This is a genomic window from Allobosea sp. BH3 (assembly GCF_025499465.1).
Classification (GTDB): domain Bacteria; phylum Pseudomonadota; class Alphaproteobacteria; order Rhizobiales; family Beijerinckiaceae; genus Allobosea.
The window spans coordinates 1-22,252 of sequence record NZ_JAIMCA010000005.1 but is presented as its reverse complement, the minus strand read 5'-3'; the positions used below and the strand labels follow the sequence as shown (position 1 = coordinate 22,252).

Below are 22,252 nucleotides of genomic sequence, written 5' to 3'. Positions count from 1 at the left end.
GTCCCGTTCAGGCCTCGGCCGTCTCGTCGGCCTCAGCCTCGGGTTCCTCGACGGGAGCCTCGATCCAACCGGCATGGACGCGCGCGGCCATGATGATCGCTTCCGCATCCTGACGCGAGAGATCGAAACCGTCGAGATATCCGGAATGCCGGGTGGCCTCGCCATCCTTGCGCTCGGTCCAGCCGACAAGGTCGTCAGTGGCGCAGCCGGCGAGATCCTCGACGCTCTTCACGTCGTTCTCGCCAAGCGCGACCATCATGGAAGTGGTGACGCCCTCGACTTCGCGCAAGGCGTCCTCGACGCCGAGCGCACGGCGCTTCTCGTCGAACTCCGCCTCGATGGCGGCCAGATGCTCGAGCGCGCGGTTCTGGATCTCGGAAGCGGTCTCCTCGTCGAAGCCCTCGATCGAGGCGAGCTCGGCGAGCTCGACATAGGCGAGCTCCTCGACATTGCGGAAGCCTTCCGAAGCCAGGAGCTGGCCGACCGTCTCGTCGACGTTCAGCGCATTCATGAACAGCTCGGTGCGCTGCACGAACTCCTTCTGGCGGCGCTCCGACTCCTCCTGCTCGGTGAGGATGTCGATGTCCCAGCCGGTGAGCTGCGAGGCGAGGCGGACGTTCTGGCCGCGGCGGCCGATCGCGAGCGAGAGCTGCTCGTCCGGCACCACGACCTCGATCTTGTCGGCTTCCTCGTCCAGCACCACCTTCGCGACTTCCGCCGGCTGCAGCGCGTTGACGACGAAGGTCGCGACGTCGGGCGACCACGGGATGATGTCGATCTTCTCGCCCTGCAGCTCGCCGACGACGGCCTGCACGCGCGAGCCGCGCATGCCGACGCAGGCACCGACCGGGTCGATCGAGGAATCGCGGGAGATCACGGCGATCTTGGCGCGCGAACCCGGGTCGCGGGCAACGGCTTTGACTTCCACGATGCCGTCATAGATCTCCGGCACTTCCTGGCCGAAGAGCTTGGCCATGAACTGCGGATGGGTGCGGGACAGGAAGATCTGCGGGCCGCGCGGCTCGCGGCGCACGTCATAGACATAGGCGCGGGCGCGATCGCCGACCTTGAAGGTCTCGCGCGGGATCATCTCGTCGCGGCGGATGATCGCCTCGCCCCGGCCGAGATCGACGAAGACGTTGCCGTATTCGACGCGCTTGACGGCGCCGTTGACGATTTCGCCGATGCGGTCCTTGTATTCGTCGTACTGGCGGTCGCGCTCGGCCTCGCGGACCTTCTGGACGATGACCTGCTTCGCCGACTGGGCGGCGATGCGGCCGAAATCGAAGGGCGGCAGCGGATCGGCGATCACGTCCCCTGCTTGCGCAGCAGGATTGTGGCGCTTGGCCTCGTCGACCGTGATCTCGATCGCCGGGTTCTCGACAGTGTCGACGACCTGGAGATGGCGGGCCAGCCGCAGCTCGCCGGTCTTGGTGTTGATCTCGGCATGGACGTCCGTCTCGGCGCCGTAGCGCGAGCGGGCCGCCTTGGCGATGGCGTCCTGCATGGCGTCGACGACGATCTGGCGATCGATCGACTTCTCGCGCGCGACCGCATCGGCGATCTGCAGCAGTTCGAGCCTGTTGGCGCTGACGACCATGACGCTCACTCCTCTTCGATATCGTCGTTCTGCGGAGCCGGTCCGCCGGACTTCTTGCCCGGACGCGGTCCCAGTGATTTACCCCGGCCCTTCTTCGGGCCTGCAATGTCCTCGGCGGCGGGCATCTCCGGCGGCAGGCCGGATTTGCCGCGGCGCAGCGACTCGGTGACCAGCGCGTCGGTCAGCATGAGCCTGGCCTCGGCGATCAACCGCATCGGAATGGCGACGTCCCGTTCTTCGTCGGTCTTGGCGTCATCACGCGACAGCAAGGCATCCGAACCTGTGACGCCGCGCAGGATGCCGCGGAAGCGCTTGCGGCCGGCGAAGGGCTCGCTCGTCTCGATCTTGGCAAGATGGCCGGCCCAGCGCTCGAAATCGCTCGCGCGCACCAGCGGCCGGTCGATGCCCGGCGACGAAACCTCGAGATGATAGGCCGCCTGGACGGGATCGTCGACATCGAGCGCCGGCGAAACAGCCTGGCTGATCTCCTCGCAGCCCTCGACATTCATCGTGCCGTCCGGCCGTTCGGCCATGATCTGCACGGTACAGCCGTTCTGGGCGCTGACGCGCACGCGCACCAGCCGATAGCCGAGATCGACGATCGCCGGCTCGATGATGGCGGCGACTCGCGCCGCAACACCCGTCTCGACGACGAGGCGCTTTTCCTGCTCGGATGTCGGTTCGCTCATGACCCGGACGGTTCCATCTGCCTCCGGCGGGTCGCGGCCAATAAAAAAGAGCGGGCCGGCAGGCCCGCTCTTGATCATCGGTTCTGACCGATACCAGAGCTGTTGCGGGCTACTTAATCCGCATCGGCGGAACATGCAAGTTCCCCCTCATGGATACGCCAAATTCTCACGATCCCGCTAACCGGGTGGTCACTCGTGGCTGCCAACCTGACGGGAGGAGCGCTGGGGGACAGTGCAAGAGGTCAAAGAATGAGTGCGGTCGGCACGCTGCTGCGAGATCTGGAACCGACGATGACGCACGGCTCGGGCGACGAGCATGCGGGCATCGTCACGCGGCTGACGGACCTGTTCCTCGCGACCGCGGTGCATCTGGACGATGATCAGGTCGGTGTCTTCGACGCCGTCATCGGCCGCCTCTCGCGGGCCATCGAGCTGCGCGCACGCATCGAACTCGCCGAGCGCCTCGCGCCGGTGCCGAATGCGCCGACCGGCGTGATCCGCCAGCTCGCGCTCGATGAAATCGCCGTGGCACGACCCGTTCTCGCACAATCCGCGCGCCTGACAGATCAGGATCTCGTCGCGATTTCGGCGGCGCGCGGGCGGGATCATATGCTCGCCATCACCGAGCGGCCCCATCTCGGCGAGCCGATCACCGATTTCCTGATCCTGCGCGGCGGACGTGTCGTCACCCATGCCGTCGCGGCCAACCAGACCGCGCGCTTCTCGCGCCACGGCATGGGCGTGATGGTGATGCGCGCCGCACAGGACGAGGGACTTCAGGCCAAGCTGGGCCTGCGCCGCGACATTCCGGCGGAACTCGTCGACCAGCTGATGACGGCCGCCAAGAACGCCGCCCGCCGGCGCCTCAACGCGAGCCTCGAGCCGGGGCTGGCCGGGGCAGTCGACAAGGCGGTGGAGCGCGGCGCCGAGGACATCAAGGCTTCGGGGCGCCTGCCGCGGGAACTCGACGCCATCAGCGCCGCCCTCGAGGAAATCCGGGAGTTGAACGAGGCGGGCGAGCTCAACGAAGCCAGGATCCGCGGCTTCGGGCAGGAAGGCGCACGCGAACATGCCATCTGCGCGCTCGCCGTGCTGGCGCAACTGAGCATGCCGGCCGCCGAGCAGATCGTCCTCGGCCATGACCGCGAGGCGATCCTGCTCGTCACGCGCGGGCTTGGCTGGTCCTGGGAAACAACCGCGGCGCTGATCTCGCTGCGCAAGGATCTGGGGAGGTCGCAGGCGGCGGTAGAACGCGCCCATGCGAGCTTTCGCAATCTGAGCGAGAACACCGCCCAGCGCGTCTTGGGCTTTCTCAGGATGCGCGACGCAAGGCAGTAAGATAGCTCGGCACGCGCCCGGCCTTGACCGCCTTGGCCTCGTAGCGCGTGCGAATCCAGCCCGGATAGGGCCTGCGCCAATCGTCGGGGCGCTCGTCGGCCCAGTCGAAATCGGGCGAGGCGCGCAACCGCGACAGCGTCCAGCCGACATAGTCGTCGATATCGCTGGCGAAGCGGAAACGCCCGCCCGGCCTGAGCGTGCGGGCGAACAGGCCAAGCGTGTGTTCCGAGACGAAGCGGCGCTTGCGCTGGCGGCGTTTCGGCCAGGGATCGGGATAGAGCAGGTCGATCGCGTCGAGGCTGCCTGCGGGCAAGCGCGGCAGCAGGAGCGCGGCATCGTCGTTCCAGACCCTGATATTGGTCAGCCCCTCGCGTGCGGCCACGGCCAGAAACTTGGCCATGCCGTTGATGAAGGGCTCGACGCCGATAAAGCCGATCTGCGGGCTTTCGCGCATCCGCATCAGCAGATGCTCGCCGCCGCCGAAACCGATCTCGAGCCGTACGGCTTCCACAGGCTGCGGGAACAGCGCCTTGAGATCGGCGATCTCGCCCTCCGGCAGGCGCAGGCGCGGCAGCGTCTCCTCGATCAGGAGGCTCTGGCCGTCGCGAAGGGCCTTGCCCTTGCGGCGGCCATAGAAGGCGCGGTCGTCATGATCGGGGTCGTAGGTCATTCGGAATCGTCTCGCAGGAACCGAGGTCATCCCGGACAGGCGGCTTCAGCCGCGCCGATCCGGGATGACGGCGCGGATAGGACGGCTGTCGCAAAATGAAAAGGCCGGAGCGATCGGCTCCGGCCTTTTCAATTCAAGCGAAGGCGCTGCCTCAGGCGGCGACGGCCTTCTTCAGCGTATCGACGAGGTCCGTCTTCTCCCAGGAGAAGCTGCCGTCGCGGCCGGCCTTGCGGCCGAAATGGCCGTAGGCCGAGGTCTTGGCGTAGATCGCCTTGTTGAGGCCGAGATGGTTGCGGATGCCGTTCGGCGAAAGATCGACGATCTTGCCGAGGACCTCCTCCAGCTTCGCTTCCTCGACCTTGCCGGTGCCGTGCAGGTCGACATAGATCGACAGCGGCTTGGCGACGCCGATGGCGTAGGAAAGCTGGATCGTCGCGCGGTCGGCGAGCTTCGCCGCGACGACGTTCTTGGCGAGATAGCGTGCCGCATAGGCCGCGGAACGGTCGACCTTGGTCGGGTCCTTGCCCGAGAAGGCGCCGCCGCCGTGGGGCGCCGCGCCGCCATAGGTGTCGACGATGATCTTGCGGCCGGTGAGGCCGGCGTCACCATCAGGGCCGCCGATCACGAACTTGCCGGTCGGGTTGATGTGCCAGACCGTGTCCTTGCTGATCCAGCCATCGGGCAGGGCCGCGCGGATATAAGGCTCGACGATCTTGCGGACGTCGGCCGAGGAGAGCGTCTCGTCGAGATGCTGGGTGGAGAGCACGATCTGCGTGACGCCGACCGGCTTGCCGTTCTCGTACTTGACCGTGACCTGGCTCTTGGCGTCCGGGCCGAGCTTGGCGGCCGCGCCCTCGCCCTTCTTGCGGGCGATCGTCAGCGTCTCGAGGATCTTGTGGGCATAGTAGATCGGCGCGGGCAAGAGTTCGGGCGTCTCGCGGCTCGCATAGCCGAACATGATGCCCTGGTCGCCGGCGCCGACATCCTTGTTGCCGGCCTCGTCGACGCCCTGCGCGATGTCGGCCGACTGCGGATGCAGCAGCACGTCGATCTTGCACTTCTTCCAGTGGAAGCCGTCCTGCTCGTAGCCGATGTTGCGGATCGCCTTGCGGGCGACCGACTTCACCTTCGACTTGATCTGCTTCTCGGTCAGATGGGTGCGAACCTCGCCGGCGATGACGACGCGGTTGGTCGTCGCCAGCGTCTCGGCCGCGACACGCACCTTGGCGGGATCGTAACCTGCCTTGACGGCCTCCTTAAAGAACAGATCGACGATCTCGTCCGAGATGCGGTCGCACACCTTGTCGGGATGCCCCTCGGAGACGGACTCGCTGGTGAAGAGATAGTTCTGGCGTGACACGGTTCGCGGGCCCCTGATCAGCACATGGAGAAGGGCCGACGTAACGGCATCGGCCCCGGAAAGCGCACCGTCATTACAGCGGACGCGTTCGCCGTCAAGCGGAATAAATCCGTTTATCGGAAAGCTTGTTCGTCAAGCCGAACAAAAAACGAGAGAAATCAAGCCTTCTCGCCGTCTTCATCGGCAAGCGCCTCGACCAGGTCGATGACCCGGCGCCGAAGGCGGCCGCTCTTGATGCGCGTGAACGCCTTGGTGAGCTGGACACCCTCGCTGGTAGTGAGAAAGTCCGAAATATAGGTCGTCGCTGCGGAATCGGCGAAGCCGGCGGTCGGAACATCCCCCGTGGGAGCCCCGTCGAAGAAGAAGGACACCGGCACGTCCAGCATCTTGGCGATCTGCTGCAGGCGGCTCGCGCTGATGCGGTTCGAGCCCTTCTCGTATTTCTGGACCTGCTGGAAGGTCAGGCCCAAAGCATCCCCCAGCTTCTCCTGGCTGATGCCGGCAAGCATGCGGCGCATCCGAACGCGGCTGCCGACATGGCGGTCGATCGGATTGGGAATCTTCTTGATCATGATCCGCCCGTTCCCGCGCCTGCCTTGACCGGAGGCCGCCCTACCCCGATCGACGCGAAGTTCGATTTGTATTAGGAATGATGCTTTAGTCTAGGCTGCGCTGCCGGTCCACTGTTTGTGGCCCAAAAGTTCCAAATGAGACGATCCGACGCGGTTCCTTACGCGGGATCATGGCAGCCTGGCGCGTGAAAACGCGAGGAAAACCAACAACATGGCTGCGAAGACCGCATCGGACAGCCGCGCGTAGAGCGTGACCGGCCCGGCACGCGGCAAGGCGGAATCGAGCACGCCTTCCGTTCCCAGAGGCAGGCTTGCGACCATGCGGCCGTAAGCATCCACCACACCGGAAATGCCTGTATTGGCGACGCGCACCAACGGCAGCCCTTCCTCGATGCTGCGTAACCTGGCCTGGGCGAGATGCTGATAGGGGCCGCTGGTCTGACCGAACCAGCCGTCATTCGTCAGATTGAGGAAGAAGCCCGCCCGAGGGCCGCGCGGCGCGACATCGCCCGGGAATACGGCCTCGTAGCAGATCAGGGGAGCAGCGACCGGCAGGCCCTTGACCGCGAGCGGTGTGCGCGCGGTGCCTGCAGAGAAGCCGCCCGGCACCGAGACGAACTCGGAAAGGCCGACACGCCGGATCAGGTTGTCCAGGAAGGGCGGCAGATATTCGCCGAAGGGGACGAGATGGACCTTGTCGTAGCTTGCGACGATGACGCCCTCGTCATTGACGACCTGAATGGCGTTGTAGATCGGCGGACGCCCCTCTCCCGGCAGCATCTCGCCGGCCCGTGCAGCGCCGGTGATCAGCGTGACGTCCGGCGGCAGCGTCGCGGCGATGCGGGACAGCGCGCCGGGCGTGCGCCCGAGCAGGAAGGGGAAGGCCGATTCCGGCCAGATCAGGTGGGTAACGGCCTGGAGGCCGGGCGTCGTCGGGCTGGTCGCGCGGTCGCTTAGCGCCAGATAGCCATCGAGGATGGCAGCCCCGTTCTCGCCGCTGAACTTGGCGTCCTGCGGCAGATTGGGCTGCATCAACCGCAGCTTGACGCCGGCCACCACCGGGGACGGCCCGACCGGCAGGCGCCACAGGCCATAGGCGAAAAGACCCGCCAGCACGCCGAGCGCCACCAGAGGCGGCAGCCAGCGGCCGGAGGCCGTCTTCGCCGTGCCGAGCACCGCAGGCGCCGCGCCGATGGCGACCGCTAGCAACGTCAGGCCGTAGAGGCCGGCAACCGCGCCGAACTGGGCGAGATGGATCTCGCCCGCCAGCATCATGCCATAGGCGTTCCACGGAAAGCCCGTCAGCACATGGCCGCGCACCCATTCGCTAATCGCGAGCATCGCGGCGAGCGCGAAGATGCGGCCGGCGCCTTCCGGCCAGATCAAGCGGGCGGCCGCGAAGCCGAGCGCCGGGAAGATGGCGAGGAAAGCGGGCAGGGCGACGACGCCGAGCGGCATCGCCCAGGCGAATTTATCGGCCTCGACCAGGAAGGCGGCGCCGAGCCACCAGAGCCCGGCCAGAAAGAAGCCGAAGCCCCACCACCATCCGGCGGCGAAGGCTGCACGGAAGCGACGGACGGCGCTCGGCCCCACGGCCCCATCGACCAACCAGACCGCGATGGTCATCGGCACGACGAGCAGAGGCCAAAGATCGAGCGGAGGCAGCGCCAGCGCGCCGCTCGCCCCGGCGAACAACGCGATCAGCCGCTTCCGCCACCCCCAGGCCAGGATGACGGCCTCAGCGAGCCTCCCGATCTGCATCAGCCGGGCTCCATCGCCGGCTCTTCGGACACGGGCTGGCGGCGACAATGAATGGTCAAGCGCTTCACGCGACGCTGATCGGAATCGAGAATCTCGAAGGAGAGCCCCTCCGGCCCCTCGACCGTCTCGCCCTGCGTCGGCACGCGACCCGCCAGCGTGACGATCAGCCCGCCGAGCGTGTCGACGTCCTCGGCCACCTCGTTGTCGGAGAGGTCGACGCCGGTCGCCTGCTTCAGCTCGTGCAGCGTGGCGCGGGCATCGGCGGTGAAGCTGTCGTCGCCGGCCGGCGCGATCGGCGTCTCCTCGAGATCGTGCTCGTCCTCGATGTTGCCGACGACGATCTCGATCAGGTCCTCGATCGAGACCAGGCCGTCCGTGCCGCCATACTCGTCGATGACCAGGGCGATGTGGGTGCGGGTCGCCTGCATCCGCACCAGCAGGTCGACCGCCGGCATCGAGGGCGGCACATAGAGCACCGGGCGCAGCAGCTTCGTCTCCGAAAGCCTTGCCGACAGATCGAGCGCCGCGAGATCATGCGGCACGGCGAGCTTGCCCGGCTCTTCCGGCAGCGTCGCCTCATCCGGGCGGGCCTTCTCGGCGATGTATTCGAGGAAGTCGCGGATATGGACCATGCCGCGCGGATCGTCGAGCGTGTCGTCGAAGACGGGCAGGCGGGAATGGCCGGCCGTGCGGAAATGGGCGAGCAGCTCGTCGAGCGTCGCATCGGCGGGAACCGCGACGATGTCGGCGCGCGGCACCATGACGTCGCCGACGCGGCGCTCGCGCAGGCTCAGCACATTGGTGAGCATCGCCCGCTCCTGCGTGGAGAGATCGGCGAGCTCGCCATTCTCCTCGGCCAGGGCTTCGACGATCTCCTCGCGGGCCGTGCCTCCGCCACGCAGGCCGAGCCTGTCCAGAAACTGGCCGAGCCAGTGCCCGAGGCCGCGATTGCCGTTTTCGGCCTGGGATTGTCGACTGTCGTCGCTCATGGTCGTGGATGTTCTACTGTGGAAGCGGCCGGCCCGGTCACGAGCTCGGCGTCGGCATAGGGATCGGCAATGCCGAGGCGGGCGAGCGCCTCGACCTCAAGCGCTTCCATGCGGCGCGCTTCGGTCTCGGTCTCATGGTCCTCGCCCAGCAGATGCAACAGGCCGTGGATGGCGAGATGGCTGAGGTGATCGGCGGGCGCCTTGCCCTCGGCCTCAGCCTCCCGCGCTACTGTCTCATAGGCGAGGACGATGTCGCCGAGCAGCGGGCTCGCGGCGATGCGCTCCGGCGGCGCGGCCGGGAAAGAGAGCACGTTGGTCGCCTTGTCGAAGCCGCGCCAGTCTCGGTTGATCACGCGGATGCGCTTGTCGTCGGTCAGCAGGAGGCTCAGTTCGGCGCCCGGCAGAGGCCGTCGCGGCGCCACGGCCACGCCTGCGGCGAGCGCATCGGTGACCAGCGCCCGCAGGCTCGCCAGCTTGCCCAGCTCGTGCCAACGGCGCGACTGGACCCTGACGTCGAGATTGAGATCAGGAGACGTCTTCTCGGGTGGCGGCGCCGAGCGCCGCCCGCGAGGTCGATCGTTCATCGCGGCCGCTCCCGCGCCAACATCCGCTTCAGCCCTTCGCTGTCGTCCTCGCGATGGAGATCGGAGGACGTTCCGGGATCGCGCATGCGCGCCTCCCGCTCCTCGCGCTCCTCGCGCGACGCCGTCTCATAAGCCAGAACGATGCGGCGCACCAGTTCATGACGCACGACATCGCCTTGCTCGAAACGGGCATAGCCGACGCCCTCGACATCCTTGAGCAGCCTGACCGCCTCGCCGAGGCCGGAACGCTGGCCCGGCGGCAGGTCGATCTGGGTGGGGTCGCCGGTGATGATCATGCGCGAACCCTCGCCCAGGCGGGTGAGGAACATCTTCATCTGCATCGAGGTCGCGTTCTGGGCCTCGTCGAGCAGCACGACCGCATTGGAGAGCGTGCGGCCGCGCATGAAGGCGAGCGGCGCGATCTCGATCATGCCGGTCTGCAGGCCGCGCTCGACATGGCGCGCCTCCATGAAGTCGTTGAGGGCGTCATAGATCGGCCTGAGATACGGATCGACCTTCTCGCGCATGTCGCCGGGCAGGAAGCCGAGGCGCTCGCCAGCCTCGACCGCCGGGCGCGACAGCACCATGCGCTCGACCACGCCCTGCTCGATCAGCGAGACGGCGTGGCCGACCGCGAGCCAGGTCTTGCCGGTGCCGGCCGGGCCTTCGGCGAGCACGAGCTCGTGGCGCTTGAGCTGGCGCAGATAGGCGTCCTGCGCCGCATTGCGCGCCCGCACTGGCCCGCGCTTGCGGGTGACGACCGCGTCGAAGGAGGCTTTGCCGACATCGGCGGTCGGGAACAGCGAGCGCTGCACGTTGCTCTCTTCGATCGCGCCGTCGACCTCGCCCAGCGTGACGGGGGCTCCGGCCTTGGCGCGGCTGTAGAGCGTCTTCAGCACGCGCCCGGCCTGCTCGGCCGTCTCGCGCGGACCCTTCACGGTGACGTGGTTGCCGTTGGGATTGACCACGACGCCGAGCCGACGCTCCAGATGGGCGAGATTCTGGTCGTACTGGCCGAAGACGAGGCTGGCGAGACGGTTGTCGTCGAAGGACAGCTCCACCTCGGCGGCCGGCAGCCCTTCGCGGCTCACAGCCTCGGGACGGGCAGGCGCCGCCTCGCGCCGCGGGGTCCTGTCCGGTCTTTGCGTCGTCGAATCAGCCTGTGCCAAATTCATCGCCCTTCTGAGCATCGGAGCCGATGCGGGCTCCGATCGGCATTCCATCCGGGCAGGAGCGCCCGGCCGGGTCGTCTCGCAGCATAACCGAACGCAACGATTTCAGCCTGATGACAGGCCGCGTCCTTCCGGCAGATGGGCATGGAGCCGGGCCTGCTCAAGCGGCCAAATCCTTTCCGCCGTCTGCGGCCGGCTCCGCCAGCCGGCCGAAGAGCGAGTTGGTACTGGTCTTCTCGATCACCACCCGCACGATGTCGCCAATCTGATTCGCCGTGCTCTCGATCTGCACAGCCTGCAGATAGGGCGACTTGCCGGCAAGCTGTTCCGGATGGCGGCCGGCGCGCTCGAGCAGGACCTCGACCGTCCGTCCGACCATCGCCGCATTGAAGGCCTGGCGATGATGCTCGATGCGCTCCTGCAGCCGATAGAGCCGCTCATCCATCACTTCGCGCGGAATCTGCGCGTCGAGATCGGCCGCGGGCGTGCCGGGGCGCGATGAATATTTGAAGGAATAGCTTGAGGCGAAACCGATCTCGTCGACAAAACGGATCGTGTCCTCGAAATCGGCATCGCTCTCGCCGGGGAAGCCGACGATGAAATCGGAGGAGAGCGCGATGTCGGGCCGCGCCTCGCGGATGCGCTCGACGAGGCGGCGATACTCGTCGCCCGTATGCTTGCGATTCATCGCGGCGAGGATGCGGTCGGAGCCGGCCTGCACCGGCAGGTGCAGGAAGGGCATGACCTGCGGCAGATCGCGATGGGCGGCGATGAGGTCATCGTCCATGTCGCGGGGGTGGCTGGTGGTATAGCGGATACGGGCGATGCCCGGCACCTCGGCGACGCGATGCATCAGCCGGGCGAGACCCCAGACCGCGCCATCCGGCCCCTCGCCGTGATAGGCGTTGACGTTCTGGCCGATCAGGGTGACGTCGCGGACGCCGGCAGCGGCAAGGCGCTCGACCTCCGCCATGATCTGCGCGACGGGCCGCGAGAACTCGGCGCCGCGCGTATAGGGCACGACGCAGAAGGCGCAGAACTTGTCGCAACCCTCCTGCACCGTGACGAAGGCCGAGATGCCGCGCGCGCGGATCGCCTGCGGCTTCGGCGCCGGCAGGAAGCCGAACTTGTCCTCGATCGGCAGATCGGTGTCGACGACGCGCTTGCTCGCCGCTTCGGCCAGCAGCTCCGGCAGGCGATGATAGGCCTGCGGGCCGACCACGAGGTCGACGGCGGGCTGGCGGCGCTGGATCTCGCCGCCCTCGGCCTGCGCGACGCAGCCGGCGACGACGATCCGCGTCTCCTGACCATCCGCCTTCTGGGCGTTCTTGATGTCCCTGAGCTTGCCGAGCTCGGTATAGACCTTCTGCACCGCCCGGTCGCGGATATGGCAGGTATTGAGCAGGATGAGGTCCGCGCCCTCGGGCGTCGCCGTCTCCTCATAGCCCTGGTGGCTCAGGATATCGGCCATGCGCTGCCCGTCATAAACGTTCATCTGGCAGCCGAAGGACTTGATGTGGACTTTCTTCATCGTCTCGGGTCGGGAACTCCAATGTCCTTCCATACTGCGGATCGGACGCCTTGGAAATGTCCGGCCCGTCGTATGGAGGGGAAAGCAAGGCCCGCACCAAGATCCGAGCCGTCATGCTCGGGCTTGAGTCGGGCATCTCTTGGGAAAGGAGGCTCCTGCGACGCCGCGCGACTCCCCGGGTGGAGATTCTCGGGTCTGCGCCTTGCTTCGCTCGAGAATGACGCCCGACGCTATTCCGGCGGGCGCCCGGTCACGGCCTCGCGCCTGGCCTGGCGCACCGCGCTTTCGACAAGCCGCGTCGCCTCCTTGCGGGACGTGGTCTTGCCCATCACGATCGGCTCGCCCCAGACCAGCTCGACATCGGCGCCGCCGCGCTCCAAGACCAGCTTGAGATGCGGCCAGAGCTCGGTATCGCCATACCAGGCGAGCTCGCTACGCTCGATACGCCCGCCCGGCAGGCCCTGCCAGCCGGTATAGGTGATCGCCAGCGGATAGACGGTGACCTCCGACGTCGCATCGCCCATGGCCTGATGGGCCGCACCCAGTAGCGAGGAGCGGAAGGGCAGCAGACGCGTGCCGTCGCCGGTCGTGCCCTCGGCGAACAGCACGACGTCGTCGCCCGCAGCCAGGCGCTCGCCCATCGTCGCGGCGACGCCTGCGGTCGCGCTGCGCCGCTGGCGGTCGATATAGAGGGTGCGCTGGAGGCTGGCGAGGAAACCGACCACCGGCCAGCCGGCAACCTCGCTCTTGGCGACGAAGCAAAGGCGCTGCTCAGCGCCAATCACGCTGATATCGAGCCAGGACACATGGTTCGCAACGATGAGCGCGCCGACCCCGGGCGGCGGCGGGTTGCCCCGGACGCGGCTGCGCACGCCGAGGCATCGGCAGACAAGCCGATGAAAACGGATCGGCAAGGCTCCGGCGCGCCCCGGCGCGAGGCGCAGCGCAGCCATCTGCAGCGGGACGAGGGCCAGCGTGCCGAGCCCGAGCGCGGCCAGACGGAACATGGCGCCGGGGGGAAGTCTCTTCATTCCGGGCGATTCAGAGGATCGAGCACGAGTGCTTCAATGGCCCGGCGGCCGCAGGATGTCACGCGAGATCGAGCCGCATGGCGATCGCGCTCACCCGGGTTCCATCGGCCTTGGGGTAGTAGCCCTTGCGGCGGCCGACCTCGCGGAAGTCGAAATGCCGGTAGAGCCTTTCCGCCGGTTCGTTGCCATCCTCGACCTCGAGGAAGACACGCGCGACCCCTTCCTCGCCGAGCCGGGCGAGGTGAGCAGCCAACAACACTCCGCCCAGGCCATCGCCGCGGTGACCCGGCGCGATCACGATGCTCAGGATCTCCGCCTCATCGGCGGCCTTGCGCGACATGATGAAGCCGACAGGCTCGCTGCGCCGGCCGCAGAACACGCCATCGGTCACGACAGCGGCATCGACCATCAAGGCGGCGCATTCGGCCGGCTCCCAGCCGCGCGCGAAGCCGCCGAAATGGTGGAGGATCGCGACCTGCCGCGCATAGGCGGAGTCGAGCCGCATCGCGTGTGCGGGTGCCGAGTTCGGGCGGAGGAGTGTTCGCAGCCAGGCCATGCCGCCTGTTCGCATAAACTGACGCAACGTCAACCGGAATTTCACGGATGCGTTCACCGGCGCGGCAGGCGGGCTTTGTCCTGCGGCGTCGTCTCGGGCGCCTTCAGGTAGAGCGGGCGCGGCGGCGCGCTCTCCGGATCGGCGATCAGGCCGAGCCGTGCCACCCAGGCGATGTCCGGAGCCTTGGCGTCATCGACCACCAGCGCGTCGAGGCCGATGGCCCAGGCCTCGTTGGCGACGGAGAGCGCCGCCGAACCGACGAGGCTGACGGGGCCTGCACCGATGGCACGCGCGGCATCGCGATAGCTGACCTGTCGCAGCGAGACGAGCGGCTTGCCCTCCGCCGTCAGGGCCTGGAACCAGACCTGGCCGTGCCTGGCATCGAGCGCAGCGGCGATGACACGACCGTGCTCGCGGCCGATCAGCGGCGCGGCGCAGGCTGCGACGGTGGTGACGCCGACGGCCGGAATGCCGGTCGCGAAGGCGATGGCGCGGGCGGCGCTGACGCCGACGCGCAGGCCGGTATAGCTGCCGGGGCCGACCGTGACCGCCACACGGCCCAGTGCCGCGAAGCCGCCTTCGGCCTGCTGCATCACGCGCTCGACCAGAGGCATCAGCGCCTCGGCATGGCCGCGATCCATCAGGGCCTGCTCCTGCGCCAGCGGCGTGGTGGCGCCGGCCTCCAGCACGCAGGCCGAGCAGGCCCCGAGCGCGGTATCGATCGCAAGGATGCGCATCAGGGCTATGCCGAACCTTTTCCGTCAGACGGCCTCGACCTCGCGCACATCCGGCAGGAAATGGCGCAGCAGGTTCTGGATGCCGTGCTTCAGCGTGGCGGTCGAGGACGGGCAGCCCGAGCAGGCGCCCTTCATGACGAGATAGACCGTGCCGTCACGATAGCCCTTGAAGGTGATGTCGCCGCCGTCACCGGCCACGGCCGGGCGGATGCGCGTCTCGAGCAGGTCCTTGATCGTCTCGACCGTCTGCGCGTCCTCGGGCGCGAAGAACTCGCCCTCCTCGTCCATGTCGGCTGAGGAATCGGCGGCGAGCACCGGCGCGCCGGACATGAAGTGCTCCATGATGGCGCCGAGGATCGCGGGCTTCAGATGCGGCCACTCGCCATCCGACTTGGTGACGGTGATGAAATCCGAGCCGAGAAAGACGCCCGAGACGCCCGAGACGCCGAATAGGCGCTGCGCCAGCGGCGAACGCCCGGCTTCGGCCTCGTCGCGCATGTCGAGCGTGCCCGAACCCATGACGATGCGGCCGGGCAGAAATTTCAGGGTCGCCGGATTGGGCGTGGCTTCGGTCTGGATGAACATGACAACCTCCGGATGCCGGCGGTTCAAGGTCGCCGTTCCTGTCCTCGATATAGGCCGGCGGATGGAATCATTCCAGCCGAGTCGTCATTGCGAGCAAAGCGACGCAATCGAGGGGGCCGGCTTGAACGCTTCGACGCGCTCCCATGGATCGCTTCGCGCCTCGCAATGACGGCAACGCCGAATCAGGCGAGCGCGTCGATCTCCTCGTCTTCCAGATGACCGGGCACGATCGCCACCGGGATCGGGAAGCTGGCCGAGGACTTGCCGGTGAGCGCGCTGACCAGCGGCCCCGGCCCCTCGCGTCCCGTGCCGGCGGCCAGCACCAGCAGCGAGATGTCCTCGTCCTCCTCGATCAGCTTGACGAGCTCGTCCGCCTTGTCGCCGGTGCGGACGACCTTCTCGGGCTCGAGGCCGGCCAGCGCGCGAACGGCCGCCGCCGCCTCGTCGAGCCGCTTCTCGGCCTCGGCTTCGGCCTCGGCCTGCATCACCTTGCCGACACCGAGCCAGTTCTCGTGCTCCGGGGTCTGGGCGACCCCAAGCAGCACCATCGCCGCGCCGACGCGGGCGCAGCGACGCGCAGCGAAGCGAATCGCCTTGGCACATTCCTCGCTGTCATCGACCACAGCGAGGAATTTCGGGCGATGGCCCGTCTCGTAGGAGCGCCGCTTCTTGACCATTGAACCCGCCGTGCCGCCGCTTCGGGAGGCGTCATGGTGGCCCGCGCCGGGGTGCCGGCGCAAGCCCGCCATGCCGGTCACGGGCTTCCCCAACGTCGCACCCACTGGCTCCGAAAAGCGGATTCCGCTCTTCGATCAACCCCATATCAACGCACGAAGCCGACGATGTCCTTGACGTCGTTCATGATCGGCGCCGCGATCGCCCTCGCACGCTCGGCACCTTCGCCGAGGATCGCGTCGATATGCCTCGGTTCCGCCAGCAGGCGGCGCATCTCGCCGGCGATGGGGCTCAGCTTCTCGACCGCGAGATCGACCAGCGCGGCCTTGAAGCCGGAGAACTGGCCGCCGCCGAACTGCTGCAGCACCGCCGATTTCGTGCTACCGGAGAGGCCGGCATAGATGCCGACGAGGTTCTCCGCCTCCGGCCGGCCCTCCAGCCCCTTCTCCTCGGAAGGCAACGCGTCGGGATCGGTCTTCGCCTTGCGGATCTTCTGGGCGATGGTTTCGGCATCGTCGGTCAGGTTGATGCGCGAATTGTCGGACGCGTCCGATTTCGACATCTTCTTGGTGCCGTCGCGCAGGCTCATCACGCGCGGCGCCGGGCCCTGGATCATCGGCTCGGGCAGCGGGAAGAAGCCGAGCTCACCGGTGCCGAGCCCAAGCTCCGCGATCTGCGGCCCAAAGTCGTTGTTGAACTTCTGGGCGATGTCGCGGGTCAGCTCCAGATGCTGCTTCTGGTCCTCGCCCACCGGCACATGCGTCGCCTTGTAGAGCAGGATGTCGGCCGCCATCAGGTTCGGATAGGCGTACAAGCCCACCGAGGCGTTCTCGCGGTCCTTTCCGGCCTTCTCCTTGAACTGGGTCATGCGGTTGAGCCAGCCCAGGCGGGCCACGCAGTTGAACACCCAGCCGAGCTCGGCATGGCCGGAGACCTGGCTCTGGTTGAAGATCACGCTCTTCTTCGGATCGACGCCGGCGGCGATATAGGCCGCCGTGACCTCGCGGATGGCGCGCTTCAGATCGGCAGGGTCCTGCCACATCGTGATCGCGTGCATGTCGACGACGCAATAGATGCACTCATGTGTCTGCTGCATCGCCACCCAGTTGGTCAGCGCGCCGAGATAGTTGCCGAGGTGCAGCGTCGAGGTCGGCTGCATGCCTGAGAAAACGCGCTGATGAAAACCCGACATGGGGCGCTCCGTCGTCACGATGGAGGAGGGAAGCGGCGCTTCTGGCTCAACCCTGCCGCTTGCGCAAGGGGACACCACCGAAAGCACCCATGACCCAGCCGGCCGCGCCATAGACAGCGAGACCGCCGAGGCAAAGCAGACCGAGGCCTCCGATGCGCAGCAGCAGCGGCCCGTCCGGCGCCAGCAATGTGGCCAGCAGTCCCTTGAGCCAGAGCAGCACAGCGAGCATCACAAGGCTCGCGCCGAGCGCGCCGGCGATGGGCTTCAGATTGCCGAGTGTCGGACGCCAGATCCCGTCCCGCATCAGGACGGCTCCCAGCAGCACTGCCTGAGCGGCAAAGGCGAGCGTCGCTGCGAGGGCCGCACTCTGCGCCGCCGGAACGCCCCTGCCGATCGAGACCAGGCCGGCCAGAATGGTGACCAGCACCGCCAGAGCGCCGGAAACCAGCGGCAGGCGCGGCCTGCGCCGGGCAAAATAGACCTGGCCGAAGACCTTGGCGGCAATGGCGAAGGGCAGGCCATAGCCGAAGGCGGCGAGCGCCGCCGCTGTGCGCCCGCTATCGCCGGCATCGAAGCGGCCATGCTCGAACAGCACGGAGACGATCGGCCCGGCCAGCGCGACGAGGGCCGTCGCGGCCGGCAGCGCCAGGGCCAGGCCCAGCGCCAGGGCGCGGCCGAGCATGGCGTCCGGTCCATCCTTGCCTGCCGCCAGCGCCATGTCGGAGAGCACGACCGTGCCCATCGCCACGCCGACGAAACCGAGCGGAAGCTGGAACACCCTGTCGGCGTAGTAGAGCGCAGCGACCGCCCCGGGCTCGGCGGACGCGATCTGCGTCGCCACCAGCAGGACGAGCTGGGCGGCGGAGGCGGCGAGCAGGGTGCCGCCGCCGGTCCGGACGAGCCGCATCATCTCCGGCGACCAGCGCAGGCTCGGGCGCGGCAGACCTACGCCGCCGAAGGCCCACAGGATCATCGCCAAATGGGCGAGCCCGGTCAGGCTGACTGAGAGCGCGAGCCAACGCGCCCCGGTTTCCGGCGCCGCGCCGATCAGATGCAGAGCCAGCAGGACACCGAGCAGGATCGCGTTCATCAGCGCCGGCGCCAGCGCCGCCACCGCAAAGCGCTTCTCGGCATTGAGCAGGGCCGCCAGCAAGGCCGCGAGGGTCGTCAGCAGCAGGAAGGGTAGCATCAGCCGCGTGTAATGCGCGGCAAGGAACAGCGTGGCCGGCTCGTCGCCAAAGCCGCCGGCGAGGCCGAGCACCACCCAGGGGGCGAAAAGCTCGCCCAACACCACCAGCACCAGCAGGAGAAGCCCGAGATGTCCCGCGGCCTCGCCGGCGAAACGACGGGCCTCAGCCTCGCCACGCTCGCCCTTGACCGCGAGGTAGAGCGGTACGAAGGGCGCATTGAGCCCGCCCTCCCCGAGCACGCGCCGGACCAGATTGGGCAGGCGCAGCGCGGCGAGGAAAGCATCGGCCACCGGTCCGCCGCCGAGAAGGCGCGCGATCAGCACATCGCGGGCGAAGCCGAGAAGGCGCGAGGCGACCGTCGCCGCACCGACGACGGCGGAATCGCGGGCGAGCCGGGACGCGTCCGGTCTGGAAGCTCCCGGTCCGTCCATCAGAGAATGAACCGGCTCAGATCCGCGTTCTTGGCAAGATCCCCGATGCGCGCCTCGACGTAAGCGGCATCGATCGTCACCGTCTCTCCCGAACGGTCCGGCGCGGTGAAGGAGATGTCATCGAGAATGCGCTCGATCACCGTCTGGAGGCGGCGGGCGCCGATGTTCTCGACCGTGGAATTCACCTCGACGGCGATGCGCGCGATGGCGTCGATCGCGTCCGGAGTGAAGGCGATCTCGACCTCCTCCGTCGCCATCAGCGCCACAGACTGCTTGATCAGGCTGGCTTCCGTCTCGGTCAGGATGCGCTTGAAATCCTCGATGTCGAGCGGGTTGAGCTCGACGCGGATCGGCAGGCGGCCCTGCAGTTCGGGCAGGAGATCGGAGGGCCGCGAGACATGGAAGGCGCCCGAGGCGATGAAGAGGATGTGGTCGCTCTTCACCGCGCCATGCTTGGTCGCGACGGTGGTGCCCTCGATCAGCGGCAAAAGGTCACGCTGCACGCCCTCGCGCGAGACGTCGGCGGCGCCCTTGCCCTCGCGGGCGCAGATCTTGTCGATCTCGTCGAGGAAGACGATGCCGTTGTTCTCGACCTCGCGGAGCGCGGCCTGCACGATGGCATCCTGATCGATCAGCTTGTCGCTCTCCTCGGCCAGCAACGGTTGATAGGCGTCCTTGACCAGCATGCGCTTCGGCTTGCCCTTCTGGCCGAAGGCCTTGCCGAACATGTCGCCGAGATTGATCGCGCCGATCGAGGCGCCGGGCATGCCGGGCAATTCGAACATCGGGGTCGCCGCGCCGCCGCCTGCCGCCACCTCGATCTCGATCTCCTTGTCGTCGAGCTCGTTGGCGCGCAGCTTCTTGCGGAAGGAATCGCGCGTCGCCTGGCTGGAATTCGCCCCGACGAGGGCATCGAGCACGCGCTCCTCGGCGGCGACATGGGCCTTGGCCTCGACATCCTTGCGCCGGCTCTCGCGCACCAGCGCGATCGCGATCTCGACTAGATCGCGGACGATCGATTCGACATCGCGGCCGACATAGCCGACCTCGGTGAACTTGGTCGCCTCGACCTTGAGGAACGGCGCGCCCGCGAGCTTGGCGAGGCGCCGCGCGATCTCGGTCTTGCCGCAGCCGGTCGGCCCGATCATCAGGATGTTCTTCGGCGAGACCTCCTCGCGCAGCGGCCCCTCGAGCTGCTGCCGACGCCAGCGATTGCGCAAGGCAATGGCGACGGCGCGCTTGGCATCCTTCTGGCCGACGATGAAGCGGTCGAGTTCCGAAACGATCTCGCGCGGAGAAAAACTGGTCACTGGCAATGCCTTATCGAGCTTTGTTGAGCTGATACCGAAACGCAGAGAAGCGTTATGGTGCTGGAATCCGTCAAGCGGCGTCCAGCGTTTCGATGACGAGGCTGTGGTTGGTGTAAACGCAGATGTCGCCGGCGATCTTCATGGCCTTGCGCACGATCGTCTCGGCATCGGGCTCGATATCGACCAGCGCTCGCGCCGCCGCCAGCGCATAGTTGCCGCCGGAGCCGATCGCCATCACGGCGCCGTGCTCGCTCGCTTCGGGCTCCAGCACGTCGCCTGTGCCGGAGATCAGCAGGGAGACCTCCTTGTCGGCGACGAGCAGCATCGCCTCCAGCCGGCGCAGATAGCGATCGGTGCGCCAGTCCTTGGCGAGCTCGACGCAGGCGCGCAGAAGCTGCGTCGGGTACTGCTCCAGCTTGCTCTCCAGCCGCTCGAACAGGGTGAAGGCATCGGCGGTGGCGCCAGCGAAGCCCGCGATCACCTGCCCCTTGGCGAGGCGGCGCACCTTGCGCGCGTTGCCCTTCATGATCGTCTGACCGAGCGAGACCTGCCCGTCACCGCCGATGACGACGCGGCCGCCCTTGCGCACCATCAGGATGGTGGTGGCGTGCATGACGGGGGCGTTGCTGGATTCGGACATGGCGATCGGGAACCGGAACGGGACTCAGGAAGCCGCCAAGATGTTCAGGCCAGCCCGCAGGATCAAGGGGGCGTGCCGAAGAGCGGCGCGGAGACACTTGGTCGCGGGAGTCATTCCGCAGTCGTTGCGCGCGGGAAAGTCGGCGTTAACGGCCTTGGCGTAAAGACAGACCGTCGGCATCGGCGGCTGAGCGGATTCCGGCTTCGACAAGGCTGCATATCACGGGCGGCGTATTGCTACCGCCAGAAGGCTTCATACGATGCGCGTCACGCATTTCCTGATCTGCACCATCGCGGCCGGTGGTGCAGCCATTCTCGCCAGCGGCTATGTCGCCTACCAGCAGATGCAGGCACTCTCGACGGCGCAGGAGACTCGCAGTCTCGTCGTCACCTCGGAAGCCATCAGCCGCGTCATCGAACGCGCCGCCATCGAGCGAGGAGCCGTCACGCAGCTGATCCTCGCGGATGATGCCGATGGCAAGATTGCGGCGACCAATCTCGAAGCGGCGCGCGAAACCGATCGCCGCGTTACGCAGATGCAGGAAGGCTTCGCCGGGACGTCCTTCGCCAAGCGTGCCGATCTAGCGGGGCCCGTGAACCAGATTGCCCAGCGCCTGGCCGAGGCGCGCAAGGCCGCGCAGGCCGAAGGCGCGAAGCCCCTCGCTCAGCGCGACCCCAAGGCAGCCCAGGTGTTCAGCGCCACGCTGCTCACTCTGCTGACCCAGCAATCCGCCCTGCAGCGCCAGATCGGCGCCCGCATCGGCGATCTGAATCCGGATGTCAGCAACACCGTCTCGCTCGCCGAATTCGCGACCACGCTGCGCGAGGCAGCCGGCAGCCGGGCGGTCCACTACACCCAGTATGTCGGCAGCGGCACGAAGCTCGCGCCGGCGACGATCGCGCAGGCCGACCGCCTGACGGGGCGCATCGAGCAGCTCTGGGCGTTGGTCGACCAGGCCCTTGTCCAGATGCAGTCGACGCCGCAGCTCACAGCGGCGCTCGATGTGGTCAAGACCGGTTTCCGCGACGAGGAACTGAAGACCTATGCGGCCATGTATGAGGCCGCGCGCGACGGCAAGCCCGTCAGCATGAGCCTGCCCGAGTGGCGCAGCTGGGTGCAGAAGTCTCTCGCGACGATCCTGCAGATGCGCGACGCGGCCTTCGAATCGGCCAAGGCCGACATCGACTCCAACATCTCGATGGCCCGCTGGCAGCTGGTCCTGTCGATCCTCGCGATTCTTGCCGTGACAGGCGTGGTCATCGCCATCGTGTTCGTGTTCAACCGCGGCGTCGTCCGCCCGCTCGGACGCCTGGCCGGCTCCGTCGAGCTGATGCTGTCGGGCGCCGAGGATGCGAAGATCCCGGCCAAGGTCGGCATGGTCGAGATCGACGCGATCAGCCACGCACTGGGCGATTTCCAGGCCAATATCCAGCGCGTACGCGCCCTCGAAGAGCAGGAGCGTGCCGCTGCCGCGACACGTCTCGCCCGGGCGCAGGCGATGGAAGCGGTGGTCTCGGATGTCGGCGAGGTGGTCGCTGCGGCTGCGGCCGGCGATTTCTCGGCCCGGCTCGAGATCAAGGATGCCGACGAGCAGATGCAGCGCCTCGTCGCCGGTATCAACGAGATCAACGCGGTGGTG

21 protein-coding genes are annotated in these 22,252 nt (G+C 67.5%); 2 read left to right on the top strand and 19 right to left on the bottom strand.

Features of this window, described 5'->3' with window-relative positions:
* Positions 1 to 7 precede the first annotated feature (7 nt).
* Both nusA and rimP read right to left on the bottom strand, forming a co-directional pair.
* Complete coding sequence (gene nusA, locus BoBH3_RS16760; protein ID WP_262331983.1) at positions 8 to 1,600, bottom strand: transcription termination factor NusA; 1,593 nt, start codon at positions 1,598 to 1,600, stop codon at positions 8 to 10.
* A 5-nt stretch (positions 1,601 to 1,605) separates the two neighbouring features.
* Positions 1,606 to 2,289, bottom strand: a complete 684-nt coding sequence (gene rimP / locus BoBH3_RS16755) for a ribosome maturation factor RimP (RefSeq protein WP_262331982.1) — start codon at positions 2,287 to 2,289, stop codon at positions 1,606 to 1,608.
* A 249-nt stretch (positions 2,290 to 2,538) separates the two neighbouring features.
* On the opposite strand from rimP, the gene BoBH3_RS16750 reads away from it, so the two are divergent.
* Positions 2,539 to 3,627 carry a DUF2336 domain-containing protein gene (locus BoBH3_RS16750; protein WP_262331981.1) on the top strand — a complete coding sequence of 363 codons (1,089 nt, stop codon included), beginning with the start codon at positions 2,539 to 2,541 and terminating at the stop codon, positions 3,625 to 3,627.
* Here BoBH3_RS16750 and trmB read toward each other — a convergent pair.
* From trmB to hslV, 17 genes are all read right to left on the bottom strand, one after another.
* Positions 3,602 to 4,297, bottom strand: a complete 696-nt coding sequence (gene trmB / locus BoBH3_RS16745) for a tRNA (guanine(46)-N(7))-methyltransferase TrmB (RefSeq protein WP_262331980.1) — start codon at positions 4,295 to 4,297, stop codon at positions 3,602 to 3,604. The two genes, BoBH3_RS16750 and trmB, sit on opposite strands and share 26 nt — an antisense overlap.
* Positions 4,298 to 4,448: 151 nt before the next feature.
* Positions 4,449 to 5,657, bottom strand: a complete 1,209-nt coding sequence (gene metK, locus BoBH3_RS16740) for a methionine adenosyltransferase (protein WP_262331979.1) — start codon at positions 5,655 to 5,657, stop codon at positions 4,449 to 4,451.
* Between the two features lie 158 nt (positions 5,658 to 5,815).
* Positions 5,816 to 6,229 carry a helix-turn-helix domain-containing protein gene (locus BoBH3_RS16735; RefSeq protein WP_262331978.1) on the bottom strand — a complete coding sequence of 138 codons (414 nt, stop codon included), beginning with the start codon at positions 6,227 to 6,229 and terminating at the stop codon, positions 5,816 to 5,818.
* A 168-nt stretch (positions 6,230 to 6,397) separates the two neighbouring features.
* Entirely contained in the window at positions 6,398 to 7,990 is a 1,593-nt protein-coding gene (gene lnt / locus BoBH3_RS16730; protein ID WP_262331977.1) for an apolipoprotein N-acyltransferase, read from the bottom strand.
* Positions 7,990 to 8,979, bottom strand: a complete 990-nt coding sequence (locus tag BoBH3_RS16725) for a hemolysin family protein (RefSeq protein ID WP_262331976.1) — start codon at positions 8,977 to 8,979, stop codon at positions 7,990 to 7,992. Before BoBH3_RS16725 ends, lnt begins: the two co-directional genes overlap by 1 nt.
* On the bottom strand, positions 8,976 to 9,563 hold the full coding sequence (ybeY, locus tag BoBH3_RS16720; protein ID WP_262331975.1) for an rRNA maturation RNase YbeY: 588 nt from the start codon (positions 9,561 to 9,563) through the stop codon (positions 8,976 to 8,978). The genes BoBH3_RS16725 and ybeY overlap by 4 nt, the downstream gene beginning before the upstream one ends.
* Positions 9,560 to 10,738, bottom strand: a complete 1,179-nt coding sequence (locus tag BoBH3_RS16715) for a PhoH family protein (protein ID WP_262331974.1) — start codon at positions 10,736 to 10,738, stop codon at positions 9,560 to 9,562. Before BoBH3_RS16715 ends, ybeY begins: the two co-directional genes overlap by 4 nt.
* A gap of 157 nt (positions 10,739 to 10,895) precedes the next feature.
* The gene (gene miaB, locus BoBH3_RS16710; protein ID WP_262331973.1) at positions 10,896 to 12,266 is read right to left on the bottom strand and encodes a tRNA (N6-isopentenyl adenosine(37)-C2)-methylthiotransferase MiaB; all 1,371 of its coding nucleotides are present in this window, start codon (positions 12,264 to 12,266) and stop codon (positions 10,896 to 10,898) included.
* A gap of 230 nt (positions 12,267 to 12,496) precedes the next feature.
* On the bottom strand, positions 12,497 to 13,297 hold the full coding sequence (locus tag BoBH3_RS16705; RefSeq protein WP_262331972.1) for a lysophospholipid acyltransferase family protein: 801 nt from the start codon (positions 13,295 to 13,297) through the stop codon (positions 12,497 to 12,499).
* 58 nt (positions 13,298 to 13,355) lie between these two features.
* On the bottom strand, positions 13,356 to 13,802 hold the full coding sequence (locus tag BoBH3_RS16700; protein WP_262331971.1) for a GNAT family N-acetyltransferase: 447 nt from the start codon (positions 13,800 to 13,802) through the stop codon (positions 13,356 to 13,358).
* A 104-nt stretch (positions 13,803 to 13,906) separates the two neighbouring features.
* Complete coding sequence (gene tsaB / locus BoBH3_RS16695; protein ID WP_262331970.1) at positions 13,907 to 14,590, bottom strand: tRNA (adenosine(37)-N6)-threonylcarbamoyltransferase complex dimerization subunit type 1 TsaB; 684 nt, start codon at positions 14,588 to 14,590, stop codon at positions 13,907 to 13,909.
* Between the two features lie 24 nt (positions 14,591 to 14,614).
* On the bottom strand, positions 14,615 to 15,175 hold the full coding sequence (locus tag BoBH3_RS16690; RefSeq protein ID WP_262331969.1) for a NifU family protein: 561 nt from the start codon (positions 15,173 to 15,175) through the stop codon (positions 14,615 to 14,617).
* A 182-nt stretch (positions 15,176 to 15,357) separates the two neighbouring features.
* Positions 15,358 to 15,852 carry a universal stress protein gene (locus BoBH3_RS16685; RefSeq protein WP_262332539.1) on the bottom strand — a complete coding sequence of 165 codons (495 nt, stop codon included), beginning with the start codon at positions 15,850 to 15,852 and terminating at the stop codon, positions 15,358 to 15,360.
* Positions 15,853 to 15,998: 146 nt separating this feature from the next.
* Positions 15,999 to 17,042, bottom strand: a complete 1,044-nt coding sequence (gene trpS, locus BoBH3_RS16680; protein ID WP_262331968.1) for a tryptophan--tRNA ligase — start codon at positions 17,040 to 17,042, stop codon at positions 15,999 to 16,001.
* Between the two features lie 46 nt (positions 17,043 to 17,088).
* Complete coding sequence (murJ, locus tag BoBH3_RS16675; RefSeq protein ID WP_262331967.1) at positions 17,089 to 18,663, bottom strand: murein biosynthesis integral membrane protein MurJ; 1,575 nt, start codon at positions 18,661 to 18,663, stop codon at positions 17,089 to 17,091.
* Entirely contained in the window at positions 18,663 to 19,973 is a 1,311-nt protein-coding gene (gene hslU, locus BoBH3_RS16670) for an ATP-dependent protease ATPase subunit HslU (RefSeq protein ID WP_262331966.1), read from the bottom strand. Before hslU ends, murJ begins: the two co-directional genes overlap by 1 nt.
* A 70-nt stretch (positions 19,974 to 20,043) precedes the next feature.
* Positions 20,044 to 20,613, bottom strand: coding sequence for an ATP-dependent protease subunit HslV (hslV, locus tag BoBH3_RS16665; RefSeq protein WP_262331965.1), 570 nt, complete (start codon positions 20,611 to 20,613; stop codon positions 20,044 to 20,046).
* Positions 20,614 to 20,872: 259 nt separating this feature from the next.
* Here hslV and BoBH3_RS16660 point away from each other — a divergent pair.
* On the top strand, positions 20,873 to 22,252 hold a 1,380-nt coding region (locus tag BoBH3_RS16660; protein WP_262331964.1), incomplete at its 3' end, for a hypothetical protein.

Excerpts from the sequence above, each read along its gene's own strand:
- nusA (WP_262331983.1), bottom strand. The coding sequence starts at position 1,600 with ATGGTCGTCAGCGCCAACAGGCTCGAACTGCTGCAGATCGCCGATGCG.
- rimP (WP_262331982.1), bottom strand. The coding sequence starts at position 2,289 with ATGAGCGAACCGACATCCGAGCAGGAAAAGCGCCTCGTCGTCGAGACG.
- BoBH3_RS16750 (WP_262331981.1), top strand. The coding sequence starts at position 2,539 with ATGAGTGCGGTCGGCACGCTGCTGCGAGATCTGGAACCGACGATGACG.
- trmB (WP_262331980.1), bottom strand. The coding sequence starts at position 4,297 with ATGACCTACGACCCCGATCATGACGACCGCGCCTTCTATGGCCGCCGC.
- BoBH3_RS16735 (WP_262331978.1), bottom strand. The coding sequence starts at position 6,229 with ATGATCAAGAAGATTCCCAATCCGATCGACCGCCATGTCGGCAGCCGC.
- lnt (WP_262331977.1), bottom strand. The coding sequence starts at position 7,990 with ATGCAGATCGGGAGGCTCGCTGAGGCCGTCATCCTGGCCTGGGGGTGG.
- BoBH3_RS16725 (WP_262331976.1), bottom strand. The coding sequence starts at position 8,979 with ATGAGCGACGACAGTCGACAATCCCAGGCCGAAAACGGCAATCGCGGC.
- ybeY (WP_262331975.1), bottom strand. The coding sequence starts at position 9,563 with ATGAACGATCGACCTCGCGGGCGGCGCTCGGCGCCGCCACCCGAGAAG.
- BoBH3_RS16715 (WP_262331974.1), bottom strand. The coding sequence starts at position 10,738 with ATGAATTTGGCACAGGCTGATTCGACGACGCAAAGACCGGACAGGACC.
- miaB (WP_262331973.1), bottom strand. The coding sequence starts at position 12,266 with ATGAAGAAAGTCCACATCAAGTCCTTCGGCTGCCAGATGAACGTTTAT.
- BoBH3_RS16705 (WP_262331972.1), bottom strand. The coding sequence starts at position 13,297 with ATGAAGAGACTTCCCCCCGGCGCCATGTTCCGTCTGGCCGCGCTCGGG.
- BoBH3_RS16700 (WP_262331971.1), bottom strand. The coding sequence starts at position 13,802 with ATGCGGCTCGACTCCGCCTATGCGCGGCAGGTCGCGATCCTCCACCAT.
- tsaB (WP_262331970.1), bottom strand. The coding sequence starts at position 14,590 with ATGCGCATCCTTGCGATCGATACCGCGCTCGGGGCCTGCTCGGCCTGC.
- BoBH3_RS16690 (WP_262331969.1), bottom strand. The coding sequence starts at position 15,175 with ATGTTCATCCAGACCGAAGCCACGCCCAATCCGGCGACCCTGAAATTT.
- BoBH3_RS16685 (WP_262332539.1), bottom strand. The coding sequence starts at position 15,852 with ATGGTCAAGAAGCGGCGCTCCTACGAGACGGGCCATCGCCCGAAATTC.
- trpS (WP_262331968.1), bottom strand. The coding sequence starts at position 17,042 with ATGTCGGGTTTTCATCAGCGCGTTTTCTCAGGCATGCAGCCGACCTCG.
- murJ (WP_262331967.1), bottom strand. The coding sequence starts at position 18,663 with ATGGACGGACCGGGAGCTTCCAGACCGGACGCGTCCCGGCTCGCCCGC.
- hslV (WP_262331965.1), bottom strand. The coding sequence starts at position 20,613 with ATGTCCGAATCCAGCAACGCCCCCGTCATGCACGCCACCACCATCCTG.